This is a genomic window from Phyllobacterium trifolii (genome assembly GCF_014192095.1).
GTDB classification, from domain to species: domain Bacteria; phylum Pseudomonadota; class Alphaproteobacteria; order Rhizobiales; family Rhizobiaceae; genus Phyllobacterium; species Phyllobacterium trifolii.
The window spans coordinates 43,302-66,371 of record NZ_JACHXN010000006.1; the positions used below are offsets into that span (position 1 = coordinate 43,302).

General features: G+C 57.6%; 19 protein-coding genes. 13 read left to right on the forward strand and 6 right to left on the reverse strand.

Going from position 1 to position 23,070, the window contains the following annotated elements:
* Position 1: 1 nt before the first annotated feature.
* The 12 genes from efeO (FHS21_RS10770) to repC all read left to right on the forward strand — a co-directional run bounded on the left by efeO (FHS21_RS10770) (position 2) and on the right by repC (position 14,811).
* Positions 2 to 1,192, forward strand: a complete 1,191-nt coding sequence (efeO, locus tag FHS21_RS10770) for an iron uptake system protein EfeO (RefSeq protein WP_112531171.1) — start codon at positions 2 to 4, stop codon at positions 1,190 to 1,192.
* Positions 1,193 to 1,197: 5 nt separating this feature from the next.
* On the forward strand, positions 1,198 to 2,505 hold the full coding sequence (efeB, locus tag FHS21_RS10775; RefSeq protein WP_112531170.1) for an iron uptake transporter deferrochelatase/peroxidase subunit: 1,308 nt from the start codon (positions 1,198 to 1,200) through the stop codon (positions 2,503 to 2,505).
* Between the two features lie 11 nt (positions 2,506 to 2,516).
* Positions 2,517 to 3,344 carry an iron uptake system protein EfeO gene (gene efeO / locus FHS21_RS10780; RefSeq protein WP_112531169.1) on the forward strand — a complete coding sequence of 276 codons (828 nt, stop codon included), beginning with the start codon at positions 2,517 to 2,519 and terminating at the stop codon, positions 3,342 to 3,344.
* Positions 3,345 to 3,856: 512 nt separating this feature from the next.
* Entirely contained in the window at positions 3,857 to 4,429 is a 573-nt protein-coding gene (locus FHS21_RS10785; RefSeq protein WP_112531168.1) for a GbsR/MarR family transcriptional regulator, read from the forward strand.
* A 4-nt stretch (positions 4,430 to 4,433) separates the two neighbouring features.
* Positions 4,434 to 6,206: a thiol reductant ABC exporter subunit CydD gene (gene cydD / locus FHS21_RS10790; protein ID WP_112531167.1), complete on the forward strand. Its 1,773-nt coding sequence runs from the start codon at positions 4,434 to 4,436 to the stop codon at positions 6,204 to 6,206.
* Positions 6,206 to 7,894 carry a thiol reductant ABC exporter subunit CydC gene (gene cydC / locus FHS21_RS10795; protein ID WP_112531166.1) on the forward strand — a complete coding sequence of 563 codons (1,689 nt, stop codon included), beginning with the start codon at positions 6,206 to 6,208 and terminating at the stop codon, positions 7,892 to 7,894. The genes cydD and cydC overlap by 1 nt, the downstream gene beginning before the upstream one ends.
* A gap of 85 nt (positions 7,895 to 7,979) precedes the next feature.
* A complete protein-coding gene (locus FHS21_RS10800; RefSeq protein WP_183661899.1) occupies positions 7,980 to 9,557 on the forward strand; it encodes a cytochrome ubiquinol oxidase subunit I in 1,578 nt (525 codons plus the stop codon).
* A 6-nt stretch (positions 9,558 to 9,563) separates the two neighbouring features.
* On the forward strand, positions 9,564 to 10,718 hold the full coding sequence (gene cydB, locus FHS21_RS10805) for a cytochrome d ubiquinol oxidase subunit II (RefSeq protein WP_112531164.1): 1,155 nt from the start codon (positions 9,564 to 9,566) through the stop codon (positions 10,716 to 10,718).
* A gap of 15 nt (positions 10,719 to 10,733) precedes the next feature.
* Positions 10,734 to 10,859: a cytochrome bd-I oxidase subunit CydX gene (cydX, locus tag FHS21_RS10810; protein WP_183661901.1), complete on the forward strand. Its 126-nt coding sequence runs from the start codon at positions 10,734 to 10,736 to the stop codon at positions 10,857 to 10,859.
* Between the two features lie 250 nt (positions 10,860 to 11,109).
* Positions 11,110 to 12,309 (forward strand): plasmid partitioning protein RepA, encoded by a 1,200-nt coding sequence (repA, locus tag FHS21_RS10815; RefSeq protein ID WP_112531162.1) that lies wholly within the window; start codon positions 11,110 to 11,112, stop codon positions 12,307 to 12,309.
* Positions 12,310 to 12,391: 82 nt separating this feature from the next.
* A complete protein-coding gene (gene repB / locus FHS21_RS10820) occupies positions 12,392 to 13,354 on the forward strand; it encodes a plasmid partitioning protein RepB (RefSeq protein ID WP_112531161.1) in 963 nt (320 codons plus the stop codon).
* A 158-nt stretch (positions 13,355 to 13,512) separates the two neighbouring features.
* Positions 13,513 to 14,811, forward strand: a complete 1,299-nt coding sequence (repC, locus tag FHS21_RS10825; RefSeq protein WP_112531160.1) for a plasmid replication protein RepC — start codon at positions 13,513 to 13,515, stop codon at positions 14,809 to 14,811.
* A 417-nt stretch (positions 14,812 to 15,228) separates the two neighbouring features.
* On the opposite strand, the gene FHS21_RS10830 is transcribed toward repC, so the two are convergent.
* The 6 genes from FHS21_RS10830 to FHS21_RS10855 form a co-directional block, all read right to left on the reverse strand.
* Positions 15,229 to 15,669, reverse strand: coding sequence for a hypothetical protein (locus FHS21_RS10830; protein ID WP_112531159.1), 441 nt, complete (start codon positions 15,667 to 15,669; stop codon positions 15,229 to 15,231).
* A 459-nt stretch (positions 15,670 to 16,128) separates the two neighbouring features.
* Positions 16,129 to 16,497 (reverse strand): hypothetical protein, encoded by a 369-nt coding sequence (locus FHS21_RS10835; protein WP_112531158.1) that lies wholly within the window; start codon positions 16,495 to 16,497, stop codon positions 16,129 to 16,131.
* A gap of 427 nt (positions 16,498 to 16,924) precedes the next feature.
* Positions 16,925 to 17,215 carry a DUF1236 domain-containing protein gene (locus tag FHS21_RS10840; RefSeq protein ID WP_112531157.1) on the reverse strand — a complete coding sequence of 97 codons (291 nt, stop codon included), beginning with the start codon at positions 17,213 to 17,215 and terminating at the stop codon, positions 16,925 to 16,927.
* 85 nt (positions 17,216 to 17,300) lie between these two features.
* Entirely contained in the window at positions 17,301 to 18,362 is a 1,062-nt protein-coding gene (gene selD / locus FHS21_RS10845) for a selenide, water dikinase SelD (protein WP_112531156.1), read from the reverse strand.
* 38 nt (positions 18,363 to 18,400) lie between these two features.
* Positions 18,401 to 19,498: a transglutaminase-like domain-containing protein gene (locus FHS21_RS10850; protein WP_376772099.1), complete on the reverse strand. Its 1,098-nt coding sequence runs from the start codon at positions 19,496 to 19,498 to the stop codon at positions 18,401 to 18,403.
* Between the two features lie 190 nt (positions 19,499 to 19,688).
* Positions 19,689 to 19,847, reverse strand: coding sequence for a hypothetical protein (locus tag FHS21_RS10855; RefSeq protein ID WP_162701999.1), 159 nt, complete (start codon positions 19,845 to 19,847; stop codon positions 19,689 to 19,691).
* Positions 19,848 to 19,978: 131 nt separating this feature from the next.
* Here FHS21_RS10855 and fdnG point away from each other — a divergent pair, with 131 nt between their 5' ends.
* Positions 19,979 to 23,065 (forward strand): formate dehydrogenase-N subunit alpha, encoded by a 3,087-nt coding sequence (fdnG, locus tag FHS21_RS10860; RefSeq protein WP_112531154.1) that lies wholly within the window; start codon positions 19,979 to 19,981, stop codon positions 23,063 to 23,065.
* The last annotated feature ends 5 nt before the right edge of the window (positions 23,066 to 23,070 follow it).

A 23,070-nucleotide genomic window follows, 5' to 3' on the forward strand; every position in this document is an offset into this window, starting at 1 on the left:
TATGACGCAAACCGCCGGCTCCAGCTCTCCCCGCCCTTCATCGCAAAAGCTGATGAAGCTGGCGGTTGCTGGGGCCGCCCTTCTCGTCGTCGCAGGCGGCGTGGCCTTCTACTATGCATCGAAAGGTTTGAAATCGGCGGGTTCAAACGGGGCTATCACTGTCACGATCAACGACAGCGCATGTGATCCCAACGAGATTACGGTTCCGGCCGGGCGTTCGACATTCACCATCGTCAACAAATCCAACCGTGCGCTTGAGTGGGAAATCCTCGACGGCGTGATGGTTCTGGAAGAGCGCGAGAATATCGTGCCGGGCTTTACCCAGACGATGCAGGCAAAACTGAAGGCCGGAACCTACGAGATTACCTGCGGCCTGCTCAACAATCCGCGCGGAACCTTGCACGTCACACCCTCGGCCGAGTCCGAAGCCGAGGCTGCGCGGCCGGCGCTGGTATCGTTTATCGGTCCGCTGGCCGAATTCCAGGTGTTCATGGCGATGCAGGCGAATTCGCTGGTGAAGGCGACGAAGGCGCTCGATGACGCGGTCAAGGCCGGCGATCTCGAAAAGGCGCGGGAATCCTATCAGAAGGCGCGTGCTCCCTATAAGCAGATCGAACCGATGGCAGACCTCTTTGCCGATCTGCACAATGCCATCGATCCGGTGGCGGACTACCTCGAAAAGCGCGAGGAGGACGCGGGTTTCACCGGCTTCCATCGCGTGGAATACGGCCTCTACGCCAAGAACAGCCTTGACGGACTGGCGCCAGTCTCAGCGAAGCTGCTGGCCGACGTGACGGCGCTGAAGGACCGGATACGCGGCTTGCGCATTCCGCCCGAGCAGATCGCCAAGGGCGCGGGCCGGCTTGTCGGGCAGATTGCCGATACGAAGATCACCGCCGGTGAAGATCATTACGCGCAGACCGACCTTGCCGATTTCGAAGCCAATATTGCCGGGGTTTCGCGGATGATGGCCTTGCTGAAGCCGGTTGCGGTGCAGGCCGCGCCACAGGTGGTGGCTGATATCGACAGCCGCCTGACAGAGACCACTAGCGCGTTGACTGCACTCAAGGGTCCGGACGGCTATCCAGCCTACGACAAGGTGAACGCGGATAGCCGCAAGGCACTGGCGCAGAAAATGCAAGGGCTGGCCGAGGCGATCGGCAAGCTCAACGCGGCCGTAGGACTGGAGTAACGGCGATGACAACCAACGACAACAAACTGGTGACAACACGGCGCAACGTGCTTTTCGGCGTGGGTGCTGCAGGCAGCGCCTTGGCTACCGGAATGACCACGGCACGCGCGGCGGAAAAGCAAGGCGGACAGGTCACCGATGCGCCGGTCAGCGACAAGACGCAGGAGCGCCAGTCATTTTATGGTCTGCACCAGGCGGGTATTGTCACGCCGCGCCCGGCGGCGGGCATGATCGCCTCGTTTCACGTGCTGGCGGAAACGCCGGCAGACGTGGAGCGGCTGTTCCGGACGCTATCGAGCCGCATCGCCTTCCTCATGCAGGGCGGTACGCCGCCAGAGCTGGACGACAAGCTGCCACCGCCGGATTCGGGACTGCTGGGGCCGGTGGTTCCGCCTGACAATCTGACCATCACGGTTTCGCTCGGTTCTTCGTTCTTCGACGACCGCGATTGGCTGGCGCCGCACAAACCTGCGCGTCTTTCGCGCATGAAGGCCTCCCGCAATGACGCGCTGGATGCCGATCTGTGCCATGGTGACCTGGCGTTGCAGATCAGTTCGAACACGCCCGATACGAACATTCACGCCCTGCGCGACGTCCTGAAAAACCTGCCGGATCTGATGGTGCTTCGCTGGAAACAGGAAGGCTCGGTGCCTGTCCTGCCGCCGAAACCGGACGGAGCCCACGAAAGCGCGCGCAATTTCCTCGGTTTCCGTGACGGTTCGGCCAATCCCGATGCCAACAATAATGCGCTGATGGACAAGATCGTCTGGGTGCCGGAGAACGGGACCGAGCCAGAATGGACGCGCGGCGGATCCTATCAGGCAGTGCGCATCATCCGCAATTTCGTCGAACGTTGGGACCGTACGCCGCTCGGCGAACAGGAACGAATCATTGGCCGCAAGAAGGCGACTGGCGCACCGCATGGCGGCGGAAACACCGAGCATGATGTGCCCGACTATTCCAAGGATCCGGAAGGGACGGTAACGCCGCTCGACGCGCATATAAGGCTTGCCAATTTTCGCACGAAGGCTTCCGAAGCAAACCTCATTCTTCGCCGCCCGTTCAACTATTCGAACGGGGTGAGCAAATCCGGCCAGCTCGAACAGGGGCTCCTGTTCATCTGCTACCAGGCGGATCTGGAGAAGGGCTTCATCACGGTACAGCGTCAGCTCGATGGCGAACCGCTCGAGGAATACATCAAGCCGATTGGCGGCGGCTTTTTCTTCACGCCACCCGGCGCGCAGGACGAAAGCGATTTTGTCGGCCGGACATTATTGGAAGCAGCGGGCCACGACGTGGTCCGCAAATCTTAAGGGGACTAAGGATGAAACTCAAACTTGTACTGTCTGTCAGCCTGTTGACACTTGCAGCTGCAGCTTTGCCGCGGATGGCAAATGCCGAGGTTGCACCGCTCGATCTCGTTCAACCAATCGCCGACTACAAGATCTACGTATCGGAAAACCTTGAAACACTCGTGACCGACACCAAGGCATTCACGGATGCGGTCAAGGCAGGCGATGTGGACAAGGCGAAGTCGCTCTTCGGTTCTACGCGCATGAGCTACGAAGCGATCGAGCCGATCGCAGAGTTGTTCAGCGATCTCGATGGTTCGATCGATTCACGCGCCGACGACCATGAAAAGGCGGAGAAGGATCCGGAATTCACCGGTTTCCACCGTATCGAATATGGCCTCTTCACCGAAAACAGCACCAAGGACCTCGGACCATTTGCTGACAAGCTGATGGCCGACGTGACCGAGCTCAACAAGCGCGTTACCGATTTGACCCTGCCACCCGAGAAGGTTGTCGGCGGTGCGGCGGCGCTAATGGAAGAAGTTGCGGCGACCAAGATTTCCGGTGAAGAAGACCGCTACAGCCATACCGATCTTTGGGACTTCAAGGCCAATTTCGATGGCTCGCGCAAGATTTTCGACCTGGTGCGTCCGCTGGTCGAAAAGGAAGACAGTGCTTTTGTGACCAAGGTATCGGGCAACTTCGACAAGGTTGATACGACATTGGCCAAGTACAAGACGGCTGACGGCTATGAGCTCTATGACAAGCTCACCGAAGATGACCGCGCTGTGCTGGCTGCTGCCGTCAACACGCTTGCCGAAGACCTGTCGACCCTGCGTGGGAAGCTGGGTCTGAACTAAGCCTTTTGATTTCTTCTCCCTGATGGGCATCTGATGCGGTTTTCTACGCTTCCGCTGCTCACGGACCAATAAGTCCGCTGCGCTCCGGTTCTCGAAAAACCACACCAGCTGACTCATCAGGCTGAATTCTCAAAACGCTACTACGCCACCTTTGTAATCCGGCTCGATCCTTCCGATCGGGCCGGGTTTTTTGTTGCGGCGGTCATAGGTTCAAGAGTTGGCATCCAAGGATGCCGCCTCTTACCCTCCCCCCTTGTGGGGAGGGAGGCTGCGCAGCAGCAGGGAGGGGTCTCTTCGAAGCTTGGATGTTAAGCCTGACGGCGACCAGAAAGGTCCCCTCCCCGGACCTGCGGTCCGCCCCCTCCCCACAAGGGGGAGGGTTAAGAAGCTGCGGTCTGCATGACCTCCCCTCGCCTTTCCTGTGCACCCCAAAATCCCCTTGCAAATTTACGATTTGTTAAATATCGTAATTTCAGTAATTACTGAAATAACAGTCGCAACGGGATACACCGATGAACCTACCGCCGCTCGTTCAATCCTTCGTTCTGCACTTTGGCGAAATGGGTAGCCGGTGGGGAATCAACCGCACCGTCGGCCAGATCTATGCACTGCTTTATGTCTCGCCCGATCCGCTCAATGCCGAACAGATCGTCGATGCGCTGGGAATTTCCCGCTCGAACGTGTCGATGAGCTTGCGCGAATTGCAGGCGTGGAACCTTGTCCTGCTCAAACATCTTCCCGATGACCGCCGCGATTTCTTCACGACGCCGGACGATGTCTGGCAGATTTTGCGCACACTTGCAGAGGAGCGAAAGAAACGCGAAGTCGATCCGACATTGTCTGTTTTGCGCGAAATCCTGATGCAGCAACCGGCCAGCGACGCAGAACGCCATGCGCAGGCACGAATGGGTGAGATGCACAGCCTGATCGAGCAACTGACCAATTGGTACGACGACGTCAAGAAGCTTGAGACGGACCGTTTGGCGACCCTATTGACGCTGGGCGCGAAAGTCACAAGACTGCTGGAGGCGAAGGACAAGATCGTATCCCTTGGCAGGTCGAAGCGTTCTCCCGAGAAGGGTTGAAGTGATGGCACCGGCAGCACATTCGTCCTCGATAGCGCTCCGCACGCAAGGTGGTGTTGTGGATGACCGGGAAGCGCTGCGGACCGCGTCATCAAATCTGGCGGAAAAATCCGCGAGTTCTCCCGGCGCTGAACGTGCTGACAGGGTGGCGTCCATCGTTCTGGTTCTCGCCTCTCTTCTGTGGCTATCGCAGGCCTGGCTTCTCGCCATGGGCATGGGCGGGATCGTTGCCGGCGAAGGAATGGCGAATATCCACTGGCTGGTCCTTGGCGTCATTGTGATTGGCGTGTTCCGGGCACTGCTCGATGCGGTTGGAAGCCGGCTTGCTTTTCGCGCCGCCCGCGCTGTGTTGTCCACGAAACGCGACAAGGCTGTGGCCGCGCTGACCCGGCGCTCACCGCTCGATATGAATCGACCCGCTTCCGGTTTCGCGGCGAGTGTGCTCGCCGAGCAGGCAGAGGCCATCGTGCCCTATCTTTCGCGGTTTCGCCCGGCACGGCTGAAGGCCACGATTGTTCCCATTGCTATCATGCTTTGTGTTCTGCCGTTGTCCTGGGCGGTGGCTATAGTCCTGTTAGTTTCCGCTCCTCTGATTCCGGTTTTCATGGCGCTGATTGGCTGGCGTGCCAAGGCGGCGAGCGAGAAGCAGCTTGTCGAAATGGGCGGCATGAATGCGTTCCTGCTCGACCGGCTGCGCGGTTTGGGCACCATCCGTTCACTGGATGCCGTGGATTCGACCGCGCATCGCCTGCGCGACAATGCGCAATCGCTGCGGGTACGTACGATGGCGGTGCTCAAAATAGCATTTCTGTCATCCGCGGTACTCGAGTTGTTTGCGGCACTGGGCGTCGCCATGGTCGCCGTCTATGTTGGTTTCCATCTGCTCGGCCAGTTGAATTTCGGCGCCTGGGGCGGACGTTTGAGCCTGACAGAAGGCCTGTTTATTCTTTTGCTTGCACCGACTTTCTTCGAGCCGCTGCGTGAGTTGTCCTCGGTCTGGCACGACCGGGCTGCGGGCGAGGCCGCTATCGAAGCCTTGGACAGGCTGTCCGATGATGGCGTTGTCCTGCCGGGTGTCGACAAGGGTGCTAGTCATACAACTGCGATCCATGCGGCAGTTCCGGGCGTCCAGGTTGAAGAGATCACATTCCACCACAAGGGTAATAGCTCGGCGGTTTTTGACCAATTCAGCTTCGATGTTTTGCCGGCTGAGCACATTGCGCTGCTGGGTCCAAGCGGCTCGGGAAAATCGACGCTTCTCGCTCTGATCGCCGGACTCGCGCCCTACGCACGCGGGCGGATTGCAATTGGGAACATCCCGCTCACACCGGCCACCGCGACAGAGCTTCGGACAGGCATTGCCTGGGTCGGACAGAAGTCGCATATTTTCGCTGGCACGGTTGCGGAGAATGTCGCACTGGGCCGCCCGGAAATCGGATCCCATGAGATCGGAGCTGCGCTCGGCAAGGCCGCCCTGCAGGACGTGGCCAATGCGCACGCAAACGCGCCGATCGGTGAAGGGGGATCGGGGCTTTCCGGCGGGGAAACCTTAAGGCTTGCTTTGGCGCGCGCGGCGGCCAATCCGGATGCAGGGCTGATCCTCGCGGATGAACCGACCGCACATCTCGATACGATCACCGCCAATGAAATCATGGATAGCCTGCTGAGGATCTCTGCTGGCAAGACGCTCATCGTCGCGACGCATGATCCTGTCCTGGCGAGCCGCATGGACAGGGTAGTGCTCCTGCCGTCGAAAACACCACAGGAGGGCGTGTAATGGCCCTGTGGAGCGCATTCCGACCCATATTGGCGCTATTCCTCACTGAGCGGCGCGCCGCGCTTCTGGCGGGCGCTCTGCTGGCGGCGGCAACAGTGCTCGCCGGTATCGCCCTGCTTGGCCTTTCCGGCTGGTTCATTACCGCCACGGCAATAGCGGGGCTGTCGTCAGCCACTGCATTCGCTTTCGATGTTTTTGCGCCTGCCGCAGCGATCCGTTTTCTGGCTCTTGCCCGTACTGCCGCTCGCTACGGCGAACGCTTGACCACACACGACGCAACACTTGGTGTGCTGGCGGGATTGCGCGTAGAGGTTTTCCGCAATTGGGCTCAACCGCAAGCGGCCCAGAGGCTGTTGAAGCGTCCGGCAAGGCTGCTGTTTCGCCTGACTGCCGATATCGATGCTCTCGATTCGCTTTATCTGCGCATTCTCGTCCCCGCAGCCGTCGCGCTTTGCACCGCGCTGGCCGTTAGTGTCGCTCTCGGGCTCATGCATCCGCTGTTGGGTCTTGCCGCAGGGTCGTGGCTGCTGCTGACCGGGTTCGGCATTCCGCTGATTGCCGCCCGCTTCGCCGCAAAACCATCGCGCCGCCGTGCTCACGCCCTGGAGACCCTGCGCTCACGCACGATCGATCTTGTCGCCGGGCAGATCGACCTGGTCATGGCCGGACGGCAGGACGCCCAGCGGAACGCGGTAATGGCTTCGGATCGCCGCCTGTCGCAAACGGATGATGCACTCAATCGCATCGAGATGTTCGTCACAGCCGGTTTCGGCATAGCCTCGGCAATCCTGCTCGGCGGCACCCTTTATGCGGTGGCTTTGTTGGTCAGTGGCGGGGTGATCGGCGGGCCTGTTGCGGCCCTCGGCCTGCTGATCGCGCTGGCGGCGCTGGAACCCTTCGCGGGGCTGCGTCGCGGTGCGGTTGAACTCGGGCGCACTGTCCTTGCCGCCAAGCGCATCGGGCCGAACATCGCCCCCCTCCCCTCCCCCGAACTACCGGCTTCGCCGCAAAGTGAACTGGCGGTTCAGCTCGAAGATGTTTCGGTCTGCTACGATGGCTCCGCTCTTCCGACGCTTCGGGATATATCGCTGTCGCTTGTTCGCGGTGAACGCGTCGCGCTTGTCGGGGCGAGCGGTGCCGGCAAGTCCACACTGCTGGCACTGATCGCTGGCGAGATCGCAGCTGCAGGAGGCAGCATTGAACGCCTTCCCGCTACCCTTCTGACACAGAGAACAGAGCTCTTTCAGGACAGTCTGCGCGACAATCTCCGGCTTGCCGATCGAGGCGCCGACGATGCGCGGCTTCTCGACGTTCTCGCCACAGCAGGCCTTGGAGAGTTCGTCGCCGTCCTGCCGGCAGGTCTGGATACCATGCTTGGCGAAGGCGGGTTTGGGATTTCCGGCGGTCAGGCCCGCCGTTTGGCGCTGGCGCGGTTGCTTTTGCGCGACACGCCACTCTGGCTGCTGGATGAGCCCACCGAGGGTCTCGATGGAGACAGAGCTCGCGATGTGCTGCAGCGTCTGCAAGCGCAGATGCAAGGCCGTTCCGTCGTTATCGCCACGCATATCAGGCGGGAGGCAATGATCGCCGACCGGCTGCTGGTTCTCGAACGCGGGCGCATTGTCGGCGCGCCGCGACGGGGAGAACAGAAATTCGATGCCGCCCTCGCCGCGCTGCGGCCGGACTAGGACAAGACTGAGGCAGACATTTCATTCGGCATTCACTCCAAGTGAATGCCGCTAACAGGGGGCCGGGGCGACCCGGCAAAGGCAAATGGAACTCGATATCGTCGCGCTGTCGCGCCTGCAATTTGCGATCACAGCTCTCTATCACTTTCTCTTCGTGCCCTTGACGCTTGGACTGTCGGTTCTCCTTGCGATCATGGAGACGGTCTATGTGATGACCGGCCGCGTCATATGGCGACAGATGACCAAATTCTGGGGTACGCTGTTCGGCATCAATTTTGCTCTCGGCGTCGCCACCGGCATTGTCATGGAATTCCAGTTCGGCATGAACTGGAGCTATTACAGCCACTATGTCGGCGACATTTTCGGCGCACCGCTGGCTATCGAAGGACTGATGGCGTTCTTCCTTGAAGCAACGTTCGTCGGGCTGTTTTTCTTCGGTTGGGACAAGCTTTCGAAGGTCGGACATCTGGCGGCGACCTGGGCGGTGGCAGCGGGATCGAATTTCTCGGCGCTGTGGATCCTCATCGCCAACGGATGGATGCAAAACCCGGTGGGTTCTGCCTTCAATCCGCAGACGATGCGCATGGAAGTCGTTGATTTCTATGAGGTTTTGTTCAATCCGGTCGCACAGGCGAAGTTTGTGCACACAGTGTCTGCGGGTTACGTCACGGCATCGATTTTCGTCCTCGGTGTTTCGGCCTGGTATGCTCTCAAGGGCAGGCATATCGATATCGCCAGGCGTTCGATGACTGTCGCAGCGTCGTTCGGCCTCGCCTCCGCGCTTTCCGTTGTCGTCCTTGGCGACGAGAGCGGCTACCTCTCCGGCGAGCACCAGAAGATGAAGCTCGCGGCCATAGAAGCCATGTGGGAGACTGAACCGGCGCCGGCGGCCTTCACGGTCTTTGGCATTCCCGACACCGAGGCGCGCGAGACGCACTATGCCGTGCGCGTGCCCTGGGTCATGGGCCTGATCGGTACGCGGTCGCTGACCACCGAAATTCCGGGCATCAAGGAATTGGTGGATCGCGCCAGAGCCAATATCCGCAGCGGATTGCTCGCGTACGATGCGCTCCAGCGTATTCGCGAAGCGGGCAGTACCACCGCTGTCGGTCAGGAGGTGCGCGACGCCTTTGAGACGAACGGCGGCGACCTTGGCTATGCGCTGCTGTTGAAGCGCTATGTAGACGACCCGCGCCAGGCGACCGATGAACAGATCGAGAAGGCCGCCTGGGACACGGTGCCGAACGTGCCAACGCTGTTCTGGTCGTTCCGCATCATGGTGGGTCTGGGTGTGTTCTTTATCCTGTTGACGGCAACGTTCTTCATCCTCTCGGTAAGGCGCAAGATCGATGCCTATCCCTTCCTGCTACGCATTGCGGTGTTTGCGATCCCCCTCCCCTGGATTGCAGCGGAACTCGGATGGGTCGTTGCCGAATCAGGCCGTCAGCCATGGACGATCGAAGGCATATTGCCGACGGCAGCAGCGGTTTCCAATCTCGGAGCGTCTTCGCTGCTTTTAACCATCGCCGGGTTCGTCGTGATCTACACGACGCTTTTCATCGTCGAGATGGGGCTGATGCTCAAGGCAATCAGGAAGGGCCCCGAACCCGACTTCGAGCCGGAAGCAAAGCTGATTTCCCCCAACATCGTGCCAGCGGAGTAAACGATCATGATCCTGCATCAATTTATCGATTATGAAACCTTGCGCGTGATCTGGTGGCTGCTGATCGGCGTCCTCCTGATCGGCTTCGCCATCACCGACGGCTTCGATCTCGGCACCGGTACGCTGCTGCCGTTTGTTGCAAAAACCGATATGGAACGGCGCATTGTCATCAACACGATAGGACCCGTCTGGGAAGGCAACCAGGTCTGGCTTATCGTTGCTGGCGGAGCGATCTTTGCCGCTTGGCCGCCGCTCTATGCGGTATCCTTCTCGGGCTTCTATCTCGCCATGTTCATCATACTGGCATCGCTTATCCTGCGCCCTGTCGGTTTTAAATACCGGTCGAAGCGGGATAGCGACACGTGGCGCGCTGCCTGGGATTGCGCCTTGTTCATTGGCGGCTTTGTGCCGGCGCTGATCTTCGGTGTGGCTATGGGCAATGTTTTGCAGGGCGTTCCCTTCCGTTTTAACAACGACCTTCGCATCTTCTACGAAGGCTCGTTCTTCGGCCTGTTGAATCCGTTCGCGCTGCTGTGCGGACTCATCTCGGTCGCCATGCTGGTCATGCATGGCGGCGCATGGTTGGCGTTGAAGACGTCGGGACCCGTGGCGGAGCGTGCACGCAGATATGGCATCATTGCCGCGCTGATCACCATCATCCTGTTCGGCCTTGCCGGGCTGTGGGTATGGGCCGGGTTCGGCGGTTACCGCATAACCAGCCCTATCGACCCTACAGGCGCGTCGAACCCCCTTATGAAAACCGTCGTTGAAGAAAGCGGCGCATGGTTTGTCAATTACGGCAGCTATCCGGTGCTACTCCTGGCACCGGTCTTTGGCTTCATTGGTGCGGCTGGCGCGTTTATCGGGCTGAGAGCAAGATGGGAGATCGCGACGATCCTTTTGAGCGCCCTGTCGATCTTCGGCATCATCTCGACAGTGGGCGTTTCGATGTTTCCGTTTATCCTACCGTCCTCGCTCGATCCGAGATCCAGCCTGACGGTGTGGGACGCATCGTCGAGCCATTTGACTCTGTTCATCATGCTGGTTGTCACGGTGATCTTCATCCCGCTGATCGTCGCCTATACGAGCTGGGTCTACCACGTCCTTTGGGGCAAGGTCGACGAGGACACGATCAACGACGAGAGCGGTCACGCTTACTAACGAAAGGACAAGAACATGTGGTATTTCGCCTGGCTTCTCGGACTGCCTTTCGCCGCCGCCTTCGCTGTACTGAATGCGATGTGGTACGAACTGGTGGAAGACGACAAATCCAGAAAGAAAACGGCAGAGAAGGAGTCGTAAGGGTATTCCTCGCCATATGATCCGCTGATATTTACTGCGGTAAAATCAGCGGATTTATCGAGCAAAAACAAATCTGTGTCACTCCGGCGATTACTCTTCGAAATGGAGGATCGTGCAGTAAAGTTGTTAGCTTCACACGCGTTAACCTTTTGTTAACCTAAAAAATCTTGCCGGATCAATCGAATCGGAGCTTAATAGCGGTTCTTAAAAGGATTGCTTTGAAAAAGCGCTATTAGAGGTTTCGATTCCGATGAACATCGCAATGCCTCTGCCAAAGTTCGAGTTCGATGACAAGATCCTCGATCAGGGTGCGGAGATTTCTCGCCGGCTGAATCAGCTTCGGATGGAAAAATTTCCACCGAACGCGAAGAAGACATTGCGGCAGTTCTCCATGGCCGAGGTAGCCCACTATCTTGGCGTGACGCAGAATAATCTCAAGCGCCTGCACCTCGAAGGAAAAGGTCCGGTCCCTGCCCAGGTATCGTCAGGCCGCCGTTCCTATACGGCCGAACAGATGCTGGAGCTGCGTCATTATCTCGACCGCAATGGCCGCACCGAAGTGAAGAAATATGTCCCGCACCGCAAGCAGGGCGACAAGCTGCAGGTTATCGCGGTTGTCAATTTCAAGGGCGGGTCGGGCAAGACGACGACTGCGGCACATCTCTCGCAATATCTGGCGCTGACCGGTCACCGCGTGCTCGCCATCGACCTCGATCCACAAGCCTCGCTGTCGGCGCTGCATGGCTTCCAGCCGGAACTCGACCGGAACCTGTCGCTCTACGAAGCCATCCGTTATGACGACGAGCGCAGGCCCATATCGGAAGTTATTCTCCCGACCAATTTTCCTGGCCTCGACATCATTCCAGCCAATCTCGAATTGCAGGAATATGAATATGACACGCCGCTTGCCATGCAGGACAAAGTTTCGCGCGAGGGCAGGCAGTTCTTCACCCGTATCGCCAGCGCGCTTGAGGAAGTGGACGGCCGCTATGATGTGGTGGTTATCGATTGCCCGCCGCAGCTGGGCTATCTGACATTGACGGCCATGTCGGCTGCGACATCCGTATTGATCACCGTGCATCCGCAGATGCTCGACCTCATGTCGATGTCGCAATTCCTGCTGATGCTTGGCGGCATCCTCAAGACTGTCAAACAAGCCGGAGCACGCGTCGAACTCGATTGGTTCCGCTATCTGATCACACGCTACGAGCCGATGGATATCCCGCAAGCGCAGATGGTCGGGTTCATGCAGTCCATGCTGGCGGAGGAGATTCTCACCAATCCGATGCTGAAATCGACGGCGGTATCGGATGCAGGCCTGACCAAGCAGACACTCTACGAAGTCGAGAAAACGAGTTTCACGCGCACAACCTATGAACGCGCTATTGAATCGCTGGACGCTGTAAACTCAGAAATTACAGCTCTCGTTCATAGAGCGTGGGGGCGATGAGATGACAGGCACGTTTACGGCGGTAAAAACAATGCTTTTTTCTTGTGAAATCAGTTTGTTAATCCGAAACGGGAGCAGATAGATGGCCCGTAAAGACATTTTCAGCAGCGTGATGAGCCCGGCGCCAGCAAGACCTGAGCGCAATGACGCATTGTCCTATGTCGTCAGCGGCGCTTCGCGTTCGATCAAGAGTTCCTTCGAAGAACTCGCCAAAGGCAGTGTTGTCGAACTCGACCCGGAACTCATCGACGGCTCCTTCGTATCGGACCGGATCGATGACGACGACGAGGCTTTTGAGGAACTGCTTGTTGCCGTGAAGGAGAGGGGCCAGGACTCGCCCATACTGGTGCGTCCGCATCCCGCCGTTTCCGGCCGCTATCAGGTTGTTTTCGGACATCGCCGCGTCAAGGTGGCCAGGCAGCTCGGACGACAGGTTCGTGCCGTCGTCAAGCCGATGGCCGACCAGGATCATGTGATTGCTCAGGGCCAGGAGAACGCTGCCCGATCGAACCTGTCGTTCATCGAACGCACATTGTTTGCCAAGCGTCTCGCAGACCTCAGCTACGATCAGTCAGTCATCAAGTCTGCACTTGCCCTGGACGCGACGACATTTTCGAAGATGCAGTCGGTCGCGGCTCATGTTCCCGAGGCGATCATACTTGCGATCGGCTCGGCCAAGGCTACCGGGCGGGACCGTTGGTGGCAGCTGTCAAAGCTGCTGCAGGTGCCGGGCAATGCCGAGAAGGCGGCAGACTTTACAAAGTCGGATGATTTCGCTGCTGAAACCGGCGATGCCCGGTTCACCTTGCTGTCGGATTTCCTGGCAAAATCGAAGCGCTCGGCGAAAGCAGTGGCACCGGCCGCCAAAGCCTGGGCGGCACAGGACAAATCCGTGAAGGTGGAAATCAAGGATAGCGGCAAGGCATTTACACTGGCTTTGAAGGCGAAGAATGCCTCACGCTTTGGCGCATACATTGCAGACAACCTCGACGAGCTCTATCGGGCTTTCCAGGGGTCGCAAGCTTCAACCAAAACAGGAGATTAATCCGCAAAAGAAAAAAGCCCACCTCAACATCGCTGTCTCGGAAGGCTTCTCTCATATCTCTAGCAGGATCGAGAATCGCATTTCCCCGAATCAGTGTCAAGACTTTTTGACGTCGTTTGGCGAGCGGATTTCTTTTGCCTTTAGAAAGGTGAAAGACAATGCAGACGGGGAATGCATTCACGACGCCCTTCGGGCGGCGGTCGCTATCGCTTGGCATGCTGGCAACGCAGGCACAGGCGCAGGAGATCGATCCGGAAGCATCAATTGATAAATGGAAGCTGTTTCGTAGCCTGTGTGAGGCGAGGGCACTGATCGGAATCTCCGATCGGGCGCTTGTTGTTTTGAATGCTCTTTTGACATTCTATCCACAGACGGAGCTTTGTGAGGCCAACGGCCTCGTGGTGTTTCCATCAAATATGCAACTTTCACTGCGCGCGCACGGTATGGCACCGGCGACGCTACGGCGGCATTTGAGCGCGCTGGTGGAAACCGGGCTGATTTTTCGTAAGGACAGCCCCAATGGCAAGCGCTACGCCCGCAAGGCGAGGGCAGGGGAGGGCGGCGAGGCATTCGGCTTCTCATTGGCACCATTGGTCTCGCGTGCGGCTGAATTTGAAGCTTTGGCCGAACAGGTGCGTTCGGAGCGCCTGCAACTGAAGCTGATGAAGGAGCGCGTCACGCTGCTGCGCCGCGATATCGTTAAGCTAATCGAACTTGGCTTTGAGGAACTGCCGCATATCGACTGGAGCGCCCAGTATAAGCGGTTTCGTGCGGTCATTGACGATATTCCGCGTCAGGCAACGATCGGCGATCTGGAGCCAGCTGTAGATGGACTGGAATGTCTCCAGCTGGAGATATCCAATCTATTGGAAGATAAACTTAATTCTCAAAAAACAAGCGCCAAAGAGTCTCATTCCGAGCGCCACAAACATAATTCAAATACCCAATCCACCTCTGATCTTGAACCCGGCTTTAGAAAAATCCAAGGGACAAAAACTGCGCTGGAACCTGAAACAGAAGTGACTATTGAGACACGAGGCAGCGAAGCGATTACAATCCTATTGGAGAGGGGAGGGGGCGATGGTACAGACGCCGGGCTCTCTGATGCCAAACCGGTGCCGCTCGGCCTTGTGCGCCAAGCTTGTCCGCAAATCATAGCCTATGCGAGGAGCGGTATCGCAAATTGGTCGGATCTGATGGCGGCGGCGGTTGTCGTTCGCTCGATGCTTGGCGTCAGCCCCTCAGCATACGAGGAAGCCTGCGAGATCCTGGGACAGGAAAATGCGGCCATCGCCATTGCATGCATCCTTGAAAGAGCGGAGCAGATCAATTCCGCCGGCGGCTATTTGAGAGCGCTCACCGACAAAGCGGGGAGGGGCGAGTTCTCGGTCTGGCCGATGGTGTTGGCGCAACTTAGAGCCAACGGCTCGCACGTCCGATTGGTCACCGCGAAATGAACCAACATCTGCCATCTCGAAGTAGCAACGATAACTTCAAATATCAGGGCTTTGTCGGGCGGTGTATCTCGCAACGAAGGTTAGGCGTCCAAGATGGATGAGGCGAAAAACCAACGGCGAGCGCCATAGCTAAAAAGATTTAGGTGATTAGGAAGTCCAGTGAACGGAACTTAATCGGTAATTAGATGCGGTATGGGGAAAAATATTAACCTAAACAGGATCTTAATGAAAACTCGCTTGCTCTAAGAAAGTGCAGGCGGCGTGCCGATCAAAGTCGGAGATAGATTAGCCGCTTTGCAGCACCAAGGATGTTTCGTTCTATTTTTTCCTGGATCATACGTAGCGCAAACAATCGTGTTGGCGGCCGCTCGATAAGAGCGGGCCGCTCTAAAAGAAGACCTTGAAGCGCCGACGGTTTTAACCGACAAACATCTCGCGCAACCGAGCCAACATGCCTCGCCTTGTCCCTGTGGGCACGAGCCGACGGATGTAATAGGCCGCCGTCGCGGCGTTTACTGTCGCGCCGAAATGGCAATAGCAAATGACATTGTGCAACTGGCGGTCACTCAGTTGGAAGAACCGTTTGGCTTCCCCATAACTGTCGTTTTCCAACCCGGCAGCGCGCAGGACAGGATCGTCGAACGCCACCGAGATCGGTGAGCCCTCTCCACGCATGGCAGAGCGCTGACTGGCGGGCTGATACTCGGTCTGATGCAACGTCGAGAGGCGCCGCTCAGGATTCTGTTCGAGCAGCGCCGCCCAACGCTCAAGACGCTGGCTTTTTGACAAGGTTTGGCGAGGGTAGTCCTGATCGACCTCGGCGACGATCTGCAGTTGTTCAAGGGCATGATGCTTCATTTTGGCCTCCTATTCTGACAATAGTTGGTCCGCCCGTTGCAATAGAAACCCCGACGACAAAAGTGACTCCAAAGGATCACGAAGTCCAATCACGTTGCGGCCTGGACTATTGCGTTCACAAAAACGTGCTCCGCCCAAGCAAAAAATTCTGCCTGGCGATCTCGCGGGGTCAGCCTTCAAATGCCTGGAGTGGAACAATTGATTGCATAGGAACGTTGTTCTGCCAGACCAAACGCGTGCGCGGTCGCAAGCAACTTAGGAGGCCAACCATGGATCTCACCACACTTCTTATCATAGTGCTTATACTGCTTCTGCTGGGCGGAGGCGGCTGGTACGGCCGCGGACGCTGGTACTAGATTGCAGCTGCGCATAAAAAAATGAACCGGCTTTAAAAATCATCAATTTTAAGCAGGTCCTAGTACGGAGGGGAGGTCAATTGATCTCCCCTCTTCATTTTGTTCAATCCTTACAATCCTCTGCTTTGGCCATGGCGGTTTGATCGCCTTTTTGTTGGGCGTTAACATCCTGCTGCGATGTAGCAAGATTAGGGTCGCCGCCACCTTCCTTGTCAGCTAGCGGCATGGTCTGACCATCTTTTTTGGCAGTCTGACCCTCACTGCTACTGGTTGTCGTCCCAGTGCTTGCTGCTCCGGTTTGAGTCTGGCTGTTGGCGTCACTTTCCAGGGGCGCCTTGCTGCCATCCTTGGCGATACCCTTTTGGGTCTCAGCTTTCACTGACCCTGTGGTTTCCGGACATGCAGCGAAAGCGGTACTGGATGCAAAGGCGATCGCCCCTATGGCGATCAGAGCTGATGCAATCTTTTTCATTTCGATCGTCCTCCTTGGTTGACAAGTTTGTTAAACCGATATCCGCGGCAATTGTTCCTAAGGGATGCAGATAGAGCGGTTTGGTTGCGGCCAATCCAGGCTTTTTTGTTCAACAGGAGACGGAGGCGGAACCAATCTAGATTTCAGGTGTTTTTTGGTCGCTGATTTTCCAGGTCAGCTGAGCCCTTGATGAAGCTACGCCGCCAATATTCAGGGCTCACCAACTCGGCGGCGAGCTTGCAAACTCGCCGTCTTTTTTGTTTGACGGAAGCCGCAGGACATCCATGTTGACAAAGAATCCGGGCTCTTGCCGTCTGTCGATAACAGCAAATTGGCCTGGATCATCGCTGCGCAAGCCGCCAGGATACCGAAGCCCGCTACGCAAGGTAGCGGGCTTTCTCTCCCCATTCGTCAGATAGGCAAAGTTCTAATTGGACAGATAGACAACTTTTCGATCTTTCGTCGAAACGATGACCGGCTGCTTCTTTACATAGACGTAACTGTAGTCCGGGCTGTCCGGTATGGGCACCAACTCGACATCCTCGGGTATGGCTGTACCGACGGCAATGTCCTCATCGACTATGATGTCCTCAGACGGATTGGCGATCACATAGTCCCGCGCCGGCTGCGGCACTTCCACAATGACAGTATCCTGTGCCAGCACCTGGCCGGCTCCCGCAAACATCAATGCAGCGGTTAGGAGAAGCATGCGTTTCATGGGTTCGCTCCCTTGTTTACCCTTCCCTTCAGCATGGGTAATCAACGGTAAGCGATTTGGTTCCGAATGCGAGATCAGGCGATCGTCAGGCGACGACGAGCAATCCAGGCTTGCCCGTCTCAACCGAACCAATGATGCGGGCTGCGGGATAGCCCGCAGCGGTGATCTCCTTGAGCAGGTCCGCTGCACGCTCTGCGTTGCAGGAAACGAGTAGCCCGCCAGAGGTCTGGGGATCGGTCAGCAGGTGCCGCCGCCATATAGGGAAATCGGCGGGCAAGACGATGTCTGCATCGTAGCTTGCCCAATTGCGATGCGAGGCGCCGGTGACGAAACCTTCCTTTGCAAGTTCGGTCCCGTGGTTGAAAACGGCGATATCGTCCGCGCGCACCGAGATGTGCACATTCGACCCTCTTGCCATCTCAAGGGCATGGCCGAGAATGCCGAAGCCGGTGACGTCGGTAATGGCATGCACATCCGCATCCTTGGCGAGTTCGCTGCCGATGCGGTTGAGGAGCGTCGTCGATGCGATGAGTTCGGCATAGGCATCCGCCGGCAACATGCCTTTCTTGAACGCCGCCGAGTAGATTCCGACACCAAGCGCCTTGGTCAGAATCAGCGCGTCACCGGGCTTGGCGCCGCTATTGCGCCGCAAACTGGCAATGGGGCAGGTGCCGATGACCGCCAGGCCGTAGATCGGCTCGGGAGAATCGATCGAATGGCCGCCGGCAACAGGGATACCTGCCTCGGTGCAGATGGTGCTTCCGCCCTTCAGTATCTCGCGCACCATCTCGGCTGACAGCTTGTCGATCGGCATGCCAAGAATGGCGAGTGCCATGATCGGTTTTCCGCCCATGGCATAGACATCCGAGATCGCATTGGTTGCTGCTATCCGGCCGAAATCGAAAGGATTGTCGACCATCGGCATGAAGAAATCCGTCGTCGCGATCACGCAGGTTTCGTCATCGAGCTGCCAGACTGCGGCATCGTCACCGGTTTCGGTTCCGACAAGCAGCCGGGCAAACGGTCCGGTGACGGGTTGATCCACAAGCAATTGCTGCAAGACAGAGGGTGCCAGCTTGCATCCGCATCCGCCCCCATGGGACAGAGAGGTCAGGCGGATCGGCGACGACGAGGTTCGATCATCCATGATGCGGCTCCATACGATTTTGCGAAATCGAGATCAGGTCAGATCGTGATCTCTCGTGACCGGATCGTATATCTGAACGCGTCGGGTTCAAGGCAATCGAGCCTGACCGACGCTACTTCCGCCTGCGGGTACATCAGGAAACCGAGCGCCGCTCCGCTCGAACCGGGCAATATCACGTCGCGGGCGTCATTATAGGCGATCCAATTGCCTTCCCAGGCGCCAAACAGCGTCTCGCGCGCCGCAGCCACCTTGGGGTTGTCAGCCGGAAGGCCGACTTCCGCCTCCTCAAGCATGACCTTTCGAACATCCGCCGGGTCGACGGGCACCCAGCCAAAGTCAGAAAGATAGACTTCCGCCCGGCAATGCTGTGCTTTGGTGATGATCTCGTTCTTTGCGCCGAGGCTCTTGTAGCCGAAGTTGGATGGCGCAACCCGGAGACCGTAAATATCGCGCGCAGGCAGACCAGCGGCTCGGGCAAGGCCGACATAGAGAGCATTCAGATCGGCACACTTGCCGCCAAGGTTGCCGCTTTTCAACATGGCCACGACATCACCGGAACCGCAGCCGCGCGTCGCGGCATTACGGTACGTGTTCTCAACCACCCAATCGTAGATCAGCTTCGCCTTTTCGATCTCGTTTGCGGTATCGCCGACGATCCTGTCGGATGTTTCCTTGACGATACCATCAGTGGGGACAAGTCGGCTGCCCGCCAGATATCGTGCGCGCTCGTCACTACTAAGCGGCGTGGGACCCACTGGCTTTGAAAGATCGATGGCGCGATCGCGCGTGGCGACACGGCTGATGATCTCGACGGCAGGTGCTACGCTGCCGGCTTTCCACTCAACAAGCAGCATGTCAGCGTCATTGGCCGGGCTGTGCACGATCCTGGCGCCGGTCGCATTGGTCGTCCAGGTGCTTGTCTCAGGCCGGTTCCAATCGCTGGCGCTGAAACCAGGCAATGGAATCCATGCGAGCCCGGTGCCTTCGGTGCCTGACGGTTCAATACGGGTTGTGATTTCGAAGGTCCGCCAAGCAGCAGACTTTGGCGCAAAAGCACTGCCCGCAAACACCCGTTGTGGTATTGCGGCCATCACAGCCGTTGCGACGCCGATTTTCAGAAATTCGCGACGATCGATCATTTCATGCCCTCCCGATTTGATGACATCAACGGCATTGGCAGATAGCTAAACTGTACGTGGTGAAAGCTTTTCGAGTTTTGCGGAAGACAGGTGGACACGCGCCAGAAAAAGCCCGCCGTTACCCGGGAGCATTCTGCGTCAAAAGCACCATCACAACTGCCCCGAAACTCGGGAGCGACAAGTAAGCTCACGCTTTTATTCTTGTCCATTTGAGGCCGAACGTCAATTCGTCATTGCTGACGTTCGCGTGCCCGCCGAATTGAGCAGTAAAGGCGGTGAGTACTGTAATATCGACGACATTGGCCGGGACAGTGACAGCGGATTTTAATTTGATTATTACATTCATGTTTGATGTCTCCTTATTGATTTGACAATAAAATACGGTCAGGTAGGATTTTACTTGAAATGCCAATGGTTTGTGTCTGATCTCCGGCATGCTTTTATCGGCAGAGCCGGTCTAAAGGGAGATAACATGCTATGAACATGGAACTCTCGCGGCGCCAGTTTCTTGCGGCGACCGGCGCGGGTGTTGCGAGTACGGCGCTTGGCGCCTTTGGCTTCGGCGAGATCGAAGCCGCCCATGCCGAAGCGATCCGCGCTTTCAAACTCGTAAACACCACCGAAACCCGGAACACCTGTCCCTACTGCTCGGTCGCTTGCGGTATCATCATGTACTCGAAGGGCGACCTGAAAAAGGGCGAAAAGGCCGAGATCGTCCATATCGAGGGCGACACCGACCATCCGACAAATCGCGGAACGCTATGCCCGAAGGGCGCGGCTTTGCTCGACTTCGTCAAGGCCGAGACGCGGCTGAAGTATCCGATGGTACGCAAGCCCGGCTCGGACAAGTTCGAACGCATCTCCTGGAATGACGCGCTTGATCGCATCGCCCGGTTGATGAAGGACGATCGCGACGGTAATTTCGTCCAGAAGAACAATGACGGCGTAACTGTCAATCGATGGACGACGACCGGCTTCCTGGCTGCCTCCGCAACAACGAACGAAACAGCGTTTGCCACCTATAAGGTCGTGCGCAGCGCCGGAATGCTGGTATTCGATAACCAGGCACGTGTCTGACACGGCCCAACGGTGTCCAGTTTGGGCCCAACATTTGGCCGTGGTGCAATGACCAATTCCTGGACTGATATCAGGAATACGGATCTAGTTGTCATCATGGGCGGCAATGCCGCCGAAGCGCACCCTTGTGGTTTCAAATGGGTCACGGAGGCCAAGGCCAACCGTGGTGCCAAGCTTATCGTCGTTGATCCCCGCTTCACGCGCTCTGCGTCGGTGGCTGATTTCTATGCGCCCATCCGTCAGGGGTCGGACATAGCCTTCCTGCTTGGTGTGATGAATTACTGCATCAAGAACGACAAGGTGCAGTGGGATTATGTGAAGGCATTCACCAACGCCGCCTTCATCGTCAAGGACGGCTTTGAATACAAGGACGGCCTGTTTACCGGTTACGATGAGACAAAGCGCGACTATGACAAATCGACCTGGAATTATGTGATCGGCGATGACGGTTTCGCCGTAATTGATGACACGCTGACCAACCCACGGTGCGTGTGGAACCTGTTGAAAGCCCATATCTCTGTCTATACGCCTGAAATGGTCGAGCGCATCTGCGGTACACCTAAGGAGAAGTTCCTCAAGGTTGCCGAGATGATCTCCGAATGCTCGACGCCGACCAAGACGATGACGTCCATGTATGCGCTTGGCTGGACCCAGCATTCAAAGGGGTCGCAGAACATCCGCTCGATGGCGATGCTACAACTCGTCCTCGGCAATATCGGCGTACGCGGTGGTGGCATGAACGCACTGCGCGGGCACTCCAATATCCAGGGGCTGACCGATGTAGGCCTGATGTCGAACCTGCTTCCGGGCTATATGACGCTGCCCAACGAAAAAGAGGTGGATTTCGACACCTACATGTCGACACGCGGCTTCAAGCCACTCCGACCGAACCAGATGAGCTACTGGCAGAACTACAGGAAGTTCTTCGTCAGTTTCCTCAAGACGATGTGGGGCGCGGCGGCGACGCCGGAAAACCATTTCGCCTATGACTGGCTGCCCAAGCTCGACGTGCCGGGCTACGATGTGCTGCGCGCGTTTGAACTCATGAACCAGGGCAAGATGACGGGATACATCTGCCAGGGGTTCAATCCTCTGCTTGCTGCTCCAAACAGAACGAAGCTGACCGCATCCCTGTCGAAGCTCAAGTTCCTCGTGACGATGGATCCCCTCGACACGGAAACATCGCGGTTCTGGGAAAATCACGGCGAGTTCAACGACGTTGATTCTTCGCAGATCCAGACGGAAGTCTATCAGCTGCCTTCGACCTGCTTTGCTGAAGACGAGGGCTCACTCACCAATTCCGGGCGTTGGCTGCAGTGGCATTGGCCTGGCGGTACTGCTCCTGGTGAAGCGAAGACGGATAACTGGATCATGGCGCAGATCTATACGCGTCTGCGGGACCTTTACCGCAAGGAGGGTGGAGCGTTCCCCGATCCGATCGTCAATCTCGACTGGTCCTATGCCGATCCGGGTGAGCCGACTGCCGAAGAACTTGCCAAGGAACTGAACGGCAAAGCGCTGGCCCCGGTGATGGATCCGACAGATCCTACCAAGGTGGTGGTTGAAGCCGGCAAGCTGGTGCCAAGCTTCGCCGCGTTGCGTGATGATGGCTCCACGACGAGCGGTTGCTGGATTTATTCCGGCTGCTTCAATGAAAACGGCAACAACATGGCCCGGCGCGATACGTCGGACCCTGACGAGACCGGCGCCTACTTGAAATGGGCCTTTTCGTGGCCCGTCAACCGCCGTATCCTCTACAATCGGGCTTCGGCGGACCTGAATGGCAAGGCCTGGGACCCCAGCCGCAAGCTGATCGAGTGGGACGGCCAGAAATGGTCAGGCTACGACGTGCCGGATATTGCACCGACAGCCAAGCCGCAGGACGTCGGTCCATTCATCATGAACGCGGAGGGCGTTTCGCGCTTCTTCGTTGTCGGCATGATGCGCGATGGACCGTTCCCGTCGCACTACGAACCGTTCGAGTCGCCAGTCACAAACCTCATCGCCCCGAAAATCCGTGGCAATCCGGTGGCGCGGGTGTTCAAGGGCGATTTCGCGCAGTTTGCCGAACCGGCTTCGCAGGAATTTCCTTATGCGGCAACGTCCTACCGTCTTACCGAACACTTCCACTATTGGACCAAGCATGTCTGGGTGAATGCCGTCCTGCAGCCGGAATTCTTCGTCGAGATATCGGAAGAACTCGCGAAGGAGAAAGGCATCGTCAAAGGCGGCTGGGTACGGGTGTGGTCCAAGCGCGGATCGATCAAGGCCAAGGCAGTGGTCACGAAGCGGATCAAACCTTTGATCTGCGACGGCAAGCCGGTTCATGTGGTGGGTATTCCGCTGCACTGGGGTTTCACGGGGGCAGCGAAGAAGGGCTTTGGCCCCAATTCGCTTACACCTTTCGTCGGTGACGCCAATATCGAGACGCCTGAATACAAGGCGTTCCTGGTCAATATCGAGCCCATCGCCGGGCCGGTGGCATAGGAGGT

Coding starts and splice junctions, on each gene's coding strand:
- efeB (WP_112531170.1), top strand. CDS start 1,198: ATGACAACCAACGACAACAAACTGGTGACAACACGGCGCAACGTGCTT.
- efeO (WP_112531169.1), top strand. CDS start 2,517: ATGAAACTCAAACTTGTACTGTCTGTCAGCCTGTTGACACTTGCAGCT.
- cydC (WP_112531166.1), top strand. CDS start 6,206: ATGGCCCTGTGGAGCGCATTCCGACCCATATTGGCGCTATTCCTCACT.
- FHS21_RS10785 (WP_112531168.1), top strand. CDS start 3,857: ATGAACCTACCGCCGCTCGTTCAATCCTTCGTTCTGCACTTTGGCGAA.
- FHS21_RS10840 (WP_112531157.1), bottom strand. CDS start 17,215: ATGAAACGCATGCTTCTCCTAACCGCTGCATTGATGTTTGCGGGAGCC.
- efeO (WP_112531171.1), top strand. CDS start 2: ATGACGCAAACCGCCGGCTCCAGCTCTCCCCGCCCTTCATCGCAAAAG.
- FHS21_RS10830 (WP_112531159.1), bottom strand. CDS start 15,669: ATGAAGCATCATGCCCTTGAACAACTGCAGATCGTCGCCGAGGTCGAT.
- cydB (WP_112531164.1), top strand. CDS start 9,564: ATGATCCTGCATCAATTTATCGATTATGAAACCTTGCGCGTGATCTGG.
- cydD (WP_112531167.1), top strand. CDS start 4,434: ATGGCACCGGCAGCACATTCGTCCTCGATAGCGCTCCGCACGCAAGGT.
- repB (WP_112531161.1), top strand. CDS start 12,392: ATGGCCCGTAAAGACATTTTCAGCAGCGTGATGAGCCCGGCGCCAGCA.
- cydX (WP_183661901.1), top strand. CDS start 10,734: ATGTGGTATTTCGCCTGGCTTCTCGGACTGCCTTTCGCCGCCGCCTTC.
- FHS21_RS10800 (WP_183661899.1), top strand. CDS start 7,980: ATGGAACTCGATATCGTCGCGCTGTCGCGCCTGCAATTTGCGATCACA.
- FHS21_RS10835 (WP_112531158.1), bottom strand. CDS start 16,497: ATGAAAAAGATTGCATCAGCTCTGATCGCCATAGGGGCGATCGCCTTT.
- repC (WP_112531160.1), top strand. CDS start 13,513: ATGCAGACGGGGAATGCATTCACGACGCCCTTCGGGCGGCGGTCGCTA.
- repA (WP_112531162.1), top strand. CDS start 11,110: ATGAACATCGCAATGCCTCTGCCAAAGTTCGAGTTCGATGACAAGATC.
- selD (WP_112531156.1), bottom strand. CDS start 18,362: ATGGATGATCGAACCTCGTCGTCGCCGATCCGCCTGACCTCTCTGTCC.
- FHS21_RS10855 (WP_162701999.1), bottom strand. CDS start 19,847: ATGAATGTAATAATCAAATTAAAATCCGCTGTCACTGTCCCGGCCAAT.